The following is a 12,450-nucleotide window of genomic DNA, read 5'->3' on the forward strand; positions in this document are numbered from 1 at the left end:
TGGAAGGTATGTGATGTTCTACGGGCATATCCTAAACTTCTGGATATAGCGGACATTTTAGATTTTTTTATAAAGCTCAATCTAGAGGGAATTTTTCCTAGGTGGATATAGGAATGAAAAAAAGCCCGAGCAATGCTCGGGCTTTTCAATTCAGAGAGAAGAGGGGATTAGCAGATAACTTTAACTGCTAGACCACCTTGAGACGTCTCACGATATTTCGCGTTCATGTCCTTACCAGTCTCTAGCATGGTCTCGATAACCTTATCTAGAGAAACTGTCGGAGCTGAAGAGCGACGCAGTGCCATACGAGTCGAGTTGATCGCTTTTACTGCCGCGATACCGTTACGCTCGATACATGGAACCTGTACCTGACCTGCAACTGGGTCACACGTTAGGCCTAGGTTGTGCTCCATTGCGATTTCCGCCGCCATACATACTTGCTCAGGGCTACCACCCATAAGCTCAGCAAGACCTGCCGCCGCCATAGAACACGCTACGCCAACTTCACCCTGACAGCCAACCTCTGCACCAGAGATAGACGCGTTACGTTTGTAAAGACCACCGATTGCGCCAGAAGCCGCGAAGTAACGGATGTAATCTTTTTCAGTTACGGTTTGGATGAACTTGTCGTAGTAAGCCAGTACCGCAGGGATGATGCCACACGCACCGTTAGTTGGTGCTGTCACAACACGGCCACCTGCTGCGTTCTCTTCGTTTACTGCGAAAGCGAACATGTTTACCCAATCAACAACCGACATTGGATCGTTCGTTGTTTTTTCAGAAGTAAGCAGTTGCTGACGAAGTGCTGCTGCACGACGAGGTACACGCAGTGGACCAGGCAGAATACCTTCTTCGTTCATACCACGATCCATACACTCGCGCATTGTGCGCCAGATGTTTGCGAAGTATGTACGAGTCTCTTCATCAGAGTGCAGAGAGTGTTCGTTTTTCATCACTAGTGCGCTGATAGAAAGACCGCTTTCTTTACACTGGTGAACAAGCTCTTCTGCTGTTGTGTATTCGTAAGGAACCTTGATTGGGTTCTCTACCTCTTTACCGAAGTTCTCTTCATCAACGATGAAGCCGCCGCCGATAGAGTAGTAAGTTTTTGAGTACACTTTTTCGTCTTCGATCCACGCGTGGATCTGCATGCCGTTTTCGTGAAGCTCAAGGTTAGTAGTATGGAAGTTCATACCACCATCTTTCGGGAACGATACTGTGTGACAGTGCATGCCAACAGGAAGGCGTTCAGTTTCTTCTACGCGAGCGATAAAGCCCGGAATAGAGTCGATATCTACTTTCTCAGGGGAGTTGCCAGCAAGACCCATGATGATTGCGATATCCGTGTGGTGACCTTTCCCTGTCAGTGATAGTGAACCATAAACGTCAACGGTGATTTTAGTGATGTCGCGCAGCTTTCCCATTGCACGGAGATCATCAATAAACTCTTTACCCGCTTTCATTGGACCTACAGTATGTGAGCTTGAAGGACCAACACCGATTTTATAGATATCAAAAACACTAATCATATCGATTACCTCAGAACAAAGCCTCCCAAGGGGAGTTGGGAGGCTTTTTATTATCGTTATATTCTTGAATTAATCACGTCTTGTAAAAGAGCAGTGATTAAAGAGCGCCGTAGATTACAGAACTAATTGCTGCAAGACCACAGATTGCTGTGAAAATCTGTACAGGTGCTGAAGTTTTGTACTTCGCCATTGCAGGAACTTTGTTCATAGCGAATACAGGCATCAAGAATAGGATAGCTGCAATCATCGGTGCGCCCATCGTTTCAATCATGCCTAGGATGCTTGGGTTAACGATAGCAACGATCCAAGTAGTCACAACGATGAAGATTAGTGATGCTTTTTCAATCTTGCTCTTAGGTGATTCAGAGCGAGATTTGATTAGACCAACTAGACCTTCGTGTGCGCCTAGGAAGTGACCGAAGTAGCTAGAAGTGATTGCTGCGAACGCCACTAGAGGACCCATGTAAGAGATAAGTGGAGACTCGTGAACGTTAGCTAGGTAAGACAATACTGAGATGTTTTGTTCTTGCGCAGTTGCTAGTTGCTCTGGAGATAGAGAAAGAACTACAGAGAATACGAAGAACATAACGAAGCCCATAAGCATCATCGCTGCACCGCCAGTGATCGCGTCAGTTTTCTTAACTGCGTCATCACCGTATACACGACGTTGTTCTTTAGAGAACTGAGAGATGATTGGGCTGTGGTTGAATGAGAATACGATGATTGGAATTGCTAGCCAAACGATTGAAGGCATTTCGCCCCAGTTTGGAGACACTTCCATCATTGATGTATTCCAGTCAGGAATTAGGTAGAAAGATAGCGCTAGTAGGATGAATACTAGAGGGTAAACCATTGCTGATGTTGCTTTCAGCATTAGCTCTTTACCGAATACTACACCTGCTGTCATTGCTGCAATAAGTGCACCAGACAGTAGCCAGCGAGGGATAGATTCCATACCCATTTGGTTAACTAGGAAAGAGTCAACCGTGTTTGTGATACCAACACCGTAGATAAGTACGATTGGGTAGATAGCGAAGAAGTATGCAAAAGTAATAAGGTTTGCGCCAGTTTTACCGAAGTGCTCTTCTACTGTGTCAGTGATATCAGCTTCAGGGTTTTTCGCAGAAAGTACGAAACGAGCTAGAGATTTGTGTGCGAACCAAGTCATTGGTGCCGCGATTAGAGCAAGGATAACTAATGGCCAGAAACCGCCAGCACCCGCTTTAATTGGAAGGAATAGTACACCAGCACCTACTGCTGTGCCGAATAGAGACAAACACCAGGTGAAGTCTTTGTAAGAAAACTTACTAGACGATTGTGCGGTTGAAACCGCAGAAGTAGTTGTATTCATTTTTGAGTTACTCATTTTGGGAACAGGAAATAAGTCGGGAGCAATTTTGCAAGATTTTGCACTAGGAAAATTAGATCTAAATCATGTATTGCTCGAGCTTATTGAATGATATGTCAAAAACCTGCTTTTTATCACGAAAATGGCGTGCTACACGTGATTATTGCTAATGATTGTGATTAGAAAAACTTATTCGATGCATTAGTTGTATGAATTTATCTTTGCGCAAGCGTTTGCTTTATGAAAATTAAATTAAACTAATGTGAAGTGATGTTTGATAAATAACTTTTTATTAATATTGATGCACATGATGATTGACGTCATGCTGCGAAATTAATTGATAGAGCAATCAATTTGAAGTGATGTGTTTTTGCATCGATTCGATGATCTGTGCAGTCATGCCCCAAATGAAATGTTGTTGAAAAGGAATGGCAAATACGCGATGGCTGGTGTTTTTTAGTTTGAACTGATTGCTGAATAACTTGCTAGGATTCAAAATGTGGTTAGCTGGCACTTCAAAGACTTCGTCCACTTCATTGGGATCGATTCGCGTCGTGTATTCAGGTGAAACGAAAGCCAAAAATGGTGTGACATTAAATTGGCTAATGGTTGGTAGTGTTGGGAGCTGACCAAACACTCTAATATGAGACGGTTCGATTCCGATCTCCTCTTCGACCTCCCTCAATGCTGTGTTCACTAATTGGTCATCTTCAGGTTCATACTTACCACCAGGAAAGCTGATTTGCCCAGGATGGTGGCGCAAATGCATCGCACGCTTAGTAAAAATAACCTGTAAGCCTTGCTCTCTTTCTACAAAGCCGATCAATACTGCCGCTTCACGTAACTCCGCATTTTTTAAATGCGCTAAACGAACCAGAGACTCTTTATGATATCCGGTTGGAAGCTGCAGTTGAAAGTTTTGCAAAAGCGTTGATTTGTTGATGACCAAAGTTCAATCCCTATTTTCGGCGCTCTATGAGTAAAGCGTTGTTACCAACACATTTATTTGAAACTTATAGCGTTATACACCATTCTTTATTTTAAAGCCTCACTATAAGGTTAGTAGAAGAAGATGAAAGGGATTATTTTCACTGAGTTCATGGAGTTAGTTGAAGACAAGTTTGGTCTCGAAACATTAGATCAGGTTCTCGAACTTTCTAACGATGAAGGCATCTACACCGCAGTTGGTAGCTATGATCATCGTGATCTGGTTAAACTGATTGTCAGTTTAAGCAAAATATCCAATATTCCTCCAGAGCAGTTGCAGGAAGTTTTTGGTGAATGTGTATTCCAAAACCTGCTCGCGTCCATACCTAACCATGCAAGCTTGCAGCAATGCCAAACAACTTTTCAGTTCGTGCGCCATGTTGAGGATTTTATTCATGTTGAAGTAAAAAAACTCTACCCAGAAGCCAGCCCGCCACAATTTGACTTTATTAGTGAAACGGAAACAGAGATGGTTTTTGACTATCGAAGTGCCCGTTGTATGGCTCATGTTTGTGTCGGTTTGGTTAAAGGGTGCGCGAGTCATTTCGGTCAGTCTGTGAATGTACGTCATCAGAATCAATCGGCAGATGGAAGCCAAGTTCGTTTTTGGCTAGAGGTAGTGTAACAGTTCATGACAAACCACTCTCCAATAGAACGAAAGCTAAAAAGAGAGATCGCCTCACGCAAAGCGGCTGAGCAGTTGTTAGAACAAAAGAGTCTCGAACTCTATGAGTCTAATCAGCGACTCAGTATTGCGTTGAAGAAGCTTGAAATGAAATCAGAAAAGGATCTGCGCAAGTTTGAGTTCGAAGAGCAGATCGATGCGACTCTTATTAAGTTCGGACGTTCATTCTTATCGAGTGTTTTTGATGAAACGCTTGTAGCTAGTTTTCTAGAGCAACTGACTGCGAGCTCAGTAGTTAGGGGCGCTTTTTTGCTTTTAGACGACGTGCATTTTTCATCTCTCAAACGACATCAATTTGGGCATTTGACTTTATTGGCCAATACGGTGAAACCGACAGACCCCGTGTGGAATGGAGAGTTCCTCAATTTACCGATTACTCTGCATAACCAGGTCCTTGGTGAACTTGTGTTTGATATTGCTCTAGAGCAGATGGATAAGGCATTTATCAGTAAACAGATGGCTTTGGTGTCTGACCTTGTGCATGGTGTGATCAGTCGTCACCTTAGTATGGAGCGAGAAATTGCTTCTCGTAAACGAGCAGAAGAGTCTGAACGTGCAACAAAAGAGTTTGTGGCGATGATCAACCATGAGCTAAGGACACCACTCAATGGCGTGTTAGGTAGTGCTGAGTTGCTAGGCCGAACCGAGTTAGAAACGGAACAACACCAATACCTCACGAACTTGATGCAATCAGGTGAGCTGCTGAGAGTCATCATTAATGATCTGCTTGATTTCAGCAAGATGAATGCGGGGATGATGGAAATTATCCGCAAAGATTTTGCGTGGCCAGAACTGGAAAGTTCATTAATGGGAGTCTTCGCAGCGAAAGCGGCGGAAAAGCGCATTCATTTCTCTATTGATAAGAAGCTAGGCATACCTAACTATCTCAATGGGGATGCTGAGAGGATAACGCAGATACTGGTAAATCTGGTTGGAAACGCCATTAAATTTACCAAATTGGGCGGAGTAGTCCTAAGGGTAGAGTGGCTAGATGGACACCTTTGCTTTGATGTTGAAGATACTGGTATTGGTATCCCACTAGACGCTCAGGCGACGTTATTCGATCCGTTTGTGCAAGTTGATCGTTCGAGTAAACGTAATTTTGAAGGTTCTGGGCTAGGTTTGGCAATCACCAAGAACTTAGTGGAATTGATGGACGGCGAAATTAGTTTTGTCAGTAAAGAAAAGCAAGGAACGATATTCAAAGTATCTATCCCTTTAGCGCTAGGGAAAGAGCAAACACTCATGTCCGTTGGTGGGGTCAGCGCTAAGAAGGGGATTCGTCTTGCGAACAGGCACGTTCTCGTCGTCGATGATATCCGAATGAATCAGGTCATTGTCACGCAGATGCTTAAAAAATTAGACGTTGTTCCTGACTTAAGAAACAACGGAATGGAAGCTCTTGCTGCGGTCGATGAAAAGGACTACGAGTTGATCTTTATGGATTGTAGAATGCCCGAAATGGATGGGTATGAAGCGACAATGTTCTTGAGACAGCGTGGTTATAAAAAGCCAATTATCGCACTCACTGCAGGTACGACGTTAGAAGAAAGGCAAAAGTGTATCAAGTCAGGAATGAACGACATTCTTACTAAGCCTTACACCGCCGCTGATATTGAGCAGGTGATGTGTAAATGGTTAGAAGAATGACGCGTCACGAATAATTGCTGCAAGTAAAAACGGCTCTGTCATTACTGCAGAGCCGTTTTTCTATATGCTGAAAAGCGATATAAGTTACTTCAGAGCCGGTAAGATCTTAGATAGCTTATCCAGCGTCTCTTGATATTCGGCTGAGCAATCACTGTCTGCTACAACGCCACCCCCTGCCCAAGCGTAGAGCTTGTTATCTTCCGCAACCAACGTACGAATCGTGATGCTGGTATCCATTCGGCCATGGCGTGAGATATATCCAATGCTGCCACAATAAGCGCTACGGCGGTGCGGTTCTAGCTCTTCAATAATTTGCATCGCTCGAACTTTTGGTGCACCAGTAATGGAACCCCCAGGGAAGCAAGCTCGAAGCAAGTCTGCTGCGTTGTACTGCGTACCTAAGTTCGCTCGAATAGTGCTTACCAAGTGATGCACCGCTGGGAAGCTCTCGATATCAAACAGCTTAGGCACATGAACGCTGCCCGGTGACGCAACACGGCCAATATCGTTACGCAGCAAATCGACGATCATCAGATTTTCGGCTTGATCTTTTTCAGCCGTCTGTAAGTCGTGTGCGTTGGCTTGATCTAGCTTAGTGTCTTGGCTACGAGGGCGAGTACCTTTGATGGGCTTGGTTTCAATGACGTTATCTTTCAGCTCCAAAAAGCGCTCTGGTGACACGCTCACGATAGCTGAATGAGGCATACGAATAAACGCAGAAAAAGGGGCTTGGTTAGCCGCTTCTAACTTGGTGTAAGCTTGCCACTCACTCCCTTGGTACGAAGCGTTAAAACGTTGAGCCAAGTTGATTTGATAACAGTCGCCACTTAATAGGTATTCTTGAACGCGATCAAAACGTGAAGCGTAAGACGCTTGCGTCATGTTCGATTGCCAATCACCAATCAGCTTGAAGTCTTCAATATCAGCTGGAGATTGTGAATTAAGCCATTGCCACGCTTGCTCAATGTTTTGGCCTACCATACACGCTTTCTTCAACTTGTGATCGATCACTACCGCCCATTCATACAGCCCAACAGCCATGTCTGGTGTTTGAAGGTCTTTGGTCGCCAGTTCTGGCATAGATTCAACACGGCGCCCTAAATCGTAACTGAAATAACCGAGCGCACCACCGACAAATGGCAGATCCCAGTTTGCTACCAAATCAAGGTTTGGCAAAAGCTGCTGTTGAAGTTCATCCAGTAGCGAGAACGGATCTTCTTTAGACACGTATTGTCGCGACTCTGTTTTAATGTGCGTATCGTTAGCAACGGTCTCTAGTGTTGCGATTGGATTGGCAACCAGAACATCGAATCGGCTGTCGATATGTGTATTGGAAGCCGAGCGCAAAAGCATTGCCCAAGGTTGGCTTTCAATACGAGAAAATAGGGAGGTAGCTAGGTCGTTGGCGTAATCCAATGCCTTAAAATCAAGCAATTGCGTATCCATGTTGTTCATTTGTTTAAATTGTGACAAAGAGTTCGTTCACTGCATGGCATGTCATGGGCAGCAAGAGTATCATAAACGCCTGTATAGCCAAACTACCTCTATACAAAGGCTTGGAGGTGGTTTTACTATATGAGAAGGCGACTTCAATTACTCGTGTGTCGATATCAGCCATTCGACAATTGTTTATAAAACATGGTTTAAAAATAACGTTTATAAAAACAAAGCTCATTTAAGAGCAATAAGCTCAACAAACACGATAGAAGCCAAGCCAATAATGGAAGCAAAGCATAACAATAATGAGGCATGCAATGACGGTAATACGCACGCAGGATGTCATCAGCAGTGTTGCTGATGCGCTACAGTATATTTCTTACTACCACCCGCTAGACTTTGTTCAGGCCCTTGAAAAAGCCTACCACCGCGAGGAGAGTCAAGCGGCAAAAGACGCTATCGCTCAGATCCTAATTAACTCCCGTATGTCGGCAGAAGGCCATCGACCGATTTGTCAGGACACTGGCATCGTAACTTGTTTCGTGAACATCGGTATGGGTGTTCAATGGGATTCGGCGGACATGACAGTTCAGCAGATGGTGGATGAGGGCGTTCGACAGGCTTACACAAATCCGGACAACCCATTGCGTGCCTCGGTTCTAATGGACCCTGCGGGCAAGCGAATCAATACTAAAGACAACACGCCAGCGGTCGTACACATCAATATGGTGCCAGGCGATAAAGTTGAAATTCAAATTGCAGCGAAAGGCGGCGGCTCTGAAAACAAAACCAAGATGGTGATGCTAAACCCGTCTGACGACATTGCTGAATGGGTAGAGAAAACACTACCGGCAATGGGTGCAGGTTGGTGTCCACCGGGCATGCTTGGTATTGGTATTGGTGGTACCGCTGAAAAAGCTGCGGTATTGGCAAAAGAATCTCTGATGGAGCACATCGACATTCAGGAACTGATTGATCGTGGTCCTCAAAATGCTGAAGAAGAGCTTCGTCTTGATATCTTCAACCGTGTAAACAAGCTTGGAATTGGCGCGCAAGGCCTAGGTGGTCTAACAACGGTTGTCGACGTGAAAATCAAAACTGCACCAACGCATGCAGCTTCTAAACCGGTGTGCTTAATCCCGAACTGCGCAGCGACTCGTCACGTGCATTTCACGCTAGATGGCAACGGTCCTGCTGAGCTAACTCCACCGAAGCTAGAAGATTGGCCAGATATTACTTGGGAAGCGGGCGAGAACACACGTCGCGTGAACTTAGATACCGTGACCAAAGAAGAAGTTCAAGAGTGGAAAACCGGTGAAACGGTTCTGTTGTCGGGCAAAATTCTTACTGGTCGTGATGCCGCGCATAAACGCATTCAAGGCATGCTAGAAGCGGGTGAGGGTCTACCTGAAGGTGTCGATCTAAAAGGTAAGTTCATCTATTACGTTGGCCCAGTTGATGCGGTTGGTAACGAAGTTGTGGGTCCTGCAGGCCCTACCACATCAACCCGTATGGATAAGTTCACGGACATGATGTTAGAAGAAACCGGCATCATGGGCATGATCGGTAAAGCTGAGCGTGGCCCTGCAACGGTTGAATCGATCAAAAACCACAAAGCGGTTTACCTCATGGCAGTCGGCGGTGCGGCTTACCTAGTAGCGAAAGCGATCAAGAAAGCACGCGTGGTTGCGTTTGAGGATCTTGGTATGGAAGCGATTTACGAGTTTGAAGTCGAAGACATGCCAGTGACGGTCGCAGTGGATTCAAATGGCGCGAACGCTCACCAAATTGGTCCGGATACTTGGAAAGTGAAAATCCAAGAGATGGAAGCGTAATTGCTGTGGGCACTCATCACGAGTCTCACTTAAGAGAATGTGACAAAGTGCTGATTTAACTAGCAAACATTTGACAAAAGTGCAGCGAAACCTGCACTTTTTGTCTATATAATCAGATATAAACTTATAGGCATAGCAAATTACGTTGTTGTGCGGACTATGATTAGGAGAAAGCATGCCTCGTTTTATACAAATTCTACAAATCATTCTTGCAGTAGTGGTGGGCGGCTTTGTTGGCTACGACTTGATTCTTCATGGCATCAGTATCTTTGATGAAAAATACGTCACCATCACTTGCGTATTGTGGTTAATGCTGGAAATAGCTTTGTTTGTTATCTACAAATTGATTGAAGATGATTAGAATTTCCAACCGCAGTTAGAACCTCCAAGCCTCTGAAATTCTCAGAGGCTTTTGCGTTTTTAGGGATCATATATTGCAGTGAATACTTTGTTCATCTTTGATTAAGGTTGGTAAAATTACACTGCGTAGCAAGAATTGATGAGATAAATAAAAAGTATGAAAAGAATAACGCAAGAAGTGAATGACTTTATCAACCGTGGTATGGACGCAAACGTCCGCATCGCCGTAACGGGGCTATCGCGTGCCGGTAAGACGGCTTTTATTACTTCTCTGGTTAATCAATTATTGCATACCGCCACTCACGACAATTTGCCGCTACTTAATGCCGCCCGTGACAAACGTTTAATTGGTGCGAAACGTGAGCCGCAAACTAACATGATGGTGCCACGTTTTGCTTACGACGATGCGATGAGCCAAATTCATGCTATGCCACCTCAGTGGCCAGTGCCTACGCGCGATGTCAGTGAAATCCGCTTAGCGCTAAAATACAAGCCAAACAAAGCCACCAAAAAGCTGTTGAGTAAAACTGCCGTACTGAACGTCGATATCATCGACTATCCGGGCGAATGGCTATTGGACTTACCTTTACTTGATATGAACTTTGCGACTTGGTCTCAGACTCAGTTTGAGGCCTTGAAAGGGCAGCGCAGTGAACTTGCCGCTAGTTGGTTGACTGAACTTGAAGCGTTAGATTTGAATGCAGATCTGAATGAAAAGCAGCTTGAGAAAGTCGCAAAAACTTACACCGACTATTTGCATGCATGCAAAGAAGGCGGTTTACATTGGGTTCAACCTGGTCGTTTCGTTCTGCCTGGTGAGCTTGAAGGTGCGCCAGTATTGCAGTTCTTCCCATGTCGATTTGACGCAGATACGAAGCCAGCCAAAGGTAGCAACCTAGCGATGCTAGAAGCGCGTTATCACGAGTATCAGCAAAAGGTCGTAAAGGCATTTTACAAGCATCATTTTGCAACGTTTGATCGACAGATTGTGCTGGTGGATTGCTTACAACCACTCAATGCGGGTGATGAAGCTTTTTACGATATGCGCCAAGCGCTTGAGCAGATCATGCACAGCTTCCGATATGGGCGCAGCAGCTTTTTGCGCCGTTTGTTTTCGCCAAAAATCGATAGAGTACTGTTTGCCGCGACGAAAGCGGACCACGTGACCCCGGATCAGCATCCTCACTTGGTTTCATTGCTGCAACAGATGGTACATCCGGCTTGGCAAACTGCTTCGTATGAGAACATTGAAATGAGCTGCATGAGCATTGCCTCGATTCAAGCGACGACCTCAGGCTTTATTGCTTCTGGTGATAAGACCGTGCCAGCTTTGCAAGGTACAACACTAGATGGCGAGCCAATGACGATGTTCCCCGGAGAAGTGCCGAAGAAGTTACCTAATGCGGCATATTGGCAAAACAGCGGCTTTGATTTTACTTCTTTCCGTCCAATGCCTTCAGAAACCGACGAGCCGATGAAACATATTCGACTCGATAAAGCGTTGGAATACCTATTGGGAGACAAATTGAAATGAGCGAGCTAAAACAAAAACAGGTCTTCTCAGAAAGAGCGATGCACAGTGATGAAGAGAGAGTTTCACCTGAGTTGACGGCTCAAAAGACGTTTTCAGAAAAAGAAACCTTCGTTCCTGTGGCGATCGAGGAGCAACAGGAAGAAACCGCACAAGAATTGCAGCTTGAACAAGTCATTCGTCCGAAATCTGGTCGAAAATGGCTAACAACGGGTCTCTTTACCACGTTCGCAGGCTTAGTTGGTTGGCAAGCGGTCGATTCAGTCGTTACCGCAGTACAAGCTGCTGATTGGCTAGCGCTTGGTTGGGCTGGCTTTATCACCACCATCGCTTCTTTTGGTTTAGGTGCGTTAGGGAAAGAGTTATGGAAGCTGCGCAAACTGCGCAATCACTTTAGTGTGCAAGAAGAGAGTGAAGCGCTTATCGATAGCCAAAGCGTCGGAAAGGGCAAAGCGTTTTGTGAAAAGGTTGCAGAACAAAGTGGGGTTCTGGCAGAAAATCCTGGTTTTGATCGTTGGCAGAACAGTGTGAATCCCGCTCACAGCGATGCTGAAATTCTAGAGATGTACGACTCCATGGTCGTTAGTCAGCAAGACAAGCTCGCAACCAAAATTGTTTCTCAGCACGCAACTGAGTCTGCGGCTTTAGTGGCGGTGAGTCCATTGGCTGCTGCTGATATGCTGCTGGTGGCGTGGCGCAATTTCAAAATGATCGACAACCTTTCGAAGGTGTACGGCGTTGAACTTGGCTACGCTTCTCGCATCAAACTGCTCCGTGCGGTGTTTGTGAATATGGCTGCGGCTGGTGCTAGTGAGCTTGCAATAGATGCCAGTATGGACCTGATGTCTATGGATCTAGCAGGGAAGATCTCAGCGCGTGCGGGGCAGGGGCTTGGTGTGGGGATTTTGACAGCCCGTCTGGGCCTGAAATCCATGGCACTGCTTCGACCGTTGCCTTGGTATCCAGAGCGTCAAGTCAAATTAGGGGCGATTCGTAAGGAAGTGGTGGCGAAAGTTGCATCAATCACGGTCAAACCGTAAGCAATGTCACCTTTAGCATAGAGGATTGCTTGACGGCATACCAAGCTT

10 protein-coding genes are annotated in these 12,450 nt (G+C 45.3%); 6 read left to right on the plus strand and 4 right to left on the minus strand.

What is annotated here, in order from left to right; all coding sequences use genetic code 11:
• Positions 1-167: 167 nt before the first annotated feature.
• The 3 genes from BSZ04_RS14750 to BSZ04_RS14760 all read right to left on the minus strand — a co-directional run bounded on the left by BSZ04_RS14750 (position 168) and on the right by BSZ04_RS14760 (position 3,826).
• The gene (locus tag BSZ04_RS14750) at positions 168-1,529 is read right to left on the minus strand and encodes an L-serine ammonia-lyase (RefSeq protein WP_010448769.1); all 1,362 of its coding nucleotides are present in this window, start codon (positions 1,527-1,529) and stop codon (positions 168-170) included.
• Positions 1,530-1,626: 97 nt separating this feature from the next.
• Positions 1,627-2,880 carry an aromatic amino acid transport family protein gene (locus tag BSZ04_RS14755; RefSeq protein ID WP_038886980.1) on the minus strand — a complete coding sequence of 418 codons (1,254 nt, stop codon included), beginning with the start codon at positions 2,878-2,880 and terminating at the stop codon, positions 1,627-1,629.
• 346 nt (positions 2,881-3,226) lie between these two features.
• On the minus strand, positions 3,227-3,826 hold the full coding sequence (locus BSZ04_RS14760; protein WP_088880685.1) for a CoA pyrophosphatase: 600 nt from the start codon (positions 3,824-3,826) through the stop codon (positions 3,227-3,229).
• Positions 3,827-3,949: 123 nt separating this feature from the next.
• Here BSZ04_RS14760 and BSZ04_RS14765 point away from each other — a divergent pair, with 123 nt between their 5' ends.
• Positions 3,950-4,489 (plus strand): heme NO-binding domain-containing protein, encoded by a 540-nt coding sequence (locus tag BSZ04_RS14765; RefSeq protein WP_010448775.1) that lies wholly within the window; start codon positions 3,950-3,952, stop codon positions 4,487-4,489.
• A gap of 6 nt (positions 4,490-4,495) precedes the next feature.
• Positions 4,496-6,199: an ATP-binding protein gene (locus BSZ04_RS14770; RefSeq protein ID WP_088880686.1), complete on the plus strand. Its 1,704-nt coding sequence runs from the start codon at positions 4,496-4,498 to the stop codon at positions 6,197-6,199.
• 84 nt (positions 6,200-6,283) lie between these two features.
• On the opposite strand, the gene pabB is transcribed toward BSZ04_RS14770, so the two are convergent.
• Positions 6,284-7,645, minus strand: a complete 1,362-nt coding sequence (gene pabB / locus BSZ04_RS14775; RefSeq protein ID WP_088880687.1) for an aminodeoxychorismate synthase component I — start codon at positions 7,643-7,645, stop codon at positions 6,284-6,286.
• Positions 7,646-7,953: 308 nt separating this feature from the next.
• Between pabB and BSZ04_RS14785 the strand changes: the two genes are divergently transcribed.
• The 4 genes from BSZ04_RS14785 (at position 7,954) to BSZ04_RS14800 (ending at position 12,402) form a co-directional block, all read left to right on the plus strand.
• Entirely contained in the window at positions 7,954-9,471 is a 1,518-nt protein-coding gene (locus BSZ04_RS14785; protein WP_088880689.1) for a fumarate hydratase, read from the plus strand.
• A gap of 175 nt (positions 9,472-9,646) precedes the next feature.
• The gene (locus tag BSZ04_RS14790) at positions 9,647-9,832 is read left to right on the plus strand and encodes a hypothetical protein (protein ID WP_010448784.1); all 186 of its coding nucleotides are present in this window, start codon (positions 9,647-9,649) and stop codon (positions 9,830-9,832) included.
• Positions 9,833-9,988: 156 nt separating this feature from the next.
• A complete protein-coding gene (locus BSZ04_RS14795) occupies positions 9,989-11,365 on the plus strand; it encodes a YcjX family GTP-binding protein (RefSeq protein ID WP_088880690.1) in 1,377 nt (458 codons plus the stop codon).
• Entirely contained in the window at positions 11,362-12,402 is a 1,041-nt protein-coding gene (locus tag BSZ04_RS14800; RefSeq protein WP_088880691.1) for a YcjF family protein, read from the plus strand. Before BSZ04_RS14795 ends, BSZ04_RS14800 begins: the two co-directional genes overlap by 4 nt.
• Positions 12,403-12,450 lie beyond the last annotated feature (48 nt).

Origin of the sequence: Vibrio rotiferianus (assembly GCF_002214395.1) — a bacterium.
In the GTDB taxonomy this organism is placed as follows: Bacteria; Pseudomonadota; Gammaproteobacteria; order Enterobacterales; family Vibrionaceae; genus Vibrio; species Vibrio rotiferianus.

Coding starts and splice junctions, on each gene's coding strand:
- BSZ04_RS14755 (WP_038886980.1), bottom strand. CDS start 2,880: ATGAATACAACTACTTCTGCGGTTTCAACCGCACAATCGTCTAGTAAG.
- BSZ04_RS14800 (WP_088880691.1), top strand. CDS start 11,362: ATGAGCGAGCTAAAACAAAAACAGGTCTTCTCAGAAAGAGCGATGCAC.
- BSZ04_RS14795 (WP_088880690.1), top strand. CDS start 9,989: ATGAAAAGAATAACGCAAGAAGTGAATGACTTTATCAACCGTGGTATG.
- BSZ04_RS14790 (WP_010448784.1), top strand. CDS start 9,647: ATGCCTCGTTTTATACAAATTCTACAAATCATTCTTGCAGTAGTGGTG.
- BSZ04_RS14765 (WP_010448775.1), top strand. CDS start 3,950: ATGAAAGGGATTATTTTCACTGAGTTCATGGAGTTAGTTGAAGACAAG.
- BSZ04_RS14770 (WP_088880686.1), top strand. CDS start 4,496: ATGACAAACCACTCTCCAATAGAACGAAAGCTAAAAAGAGAGATCGCC.
- pabB (WP_088880687.1), bottom strand. CDS start 7,645: ATGGATACGCAATTGCTTGATTTTAAGGCATTGGATTACGCCAACGAC.
- BSZ04_RS14750 (WP_010448769.1), bottom strand. CDS start 1,529: ATGATTAGTGTTTTTGATATCTATAAAATCGGTGTTGGTCCTTCAAGC.
- BSZ04_RS14785 (WP_088880689.1), top strand. CDS start 7,954: ATGACGGTAATACGCACGCAGGATGTCATCAGCAGTGTTGCTGATGCG.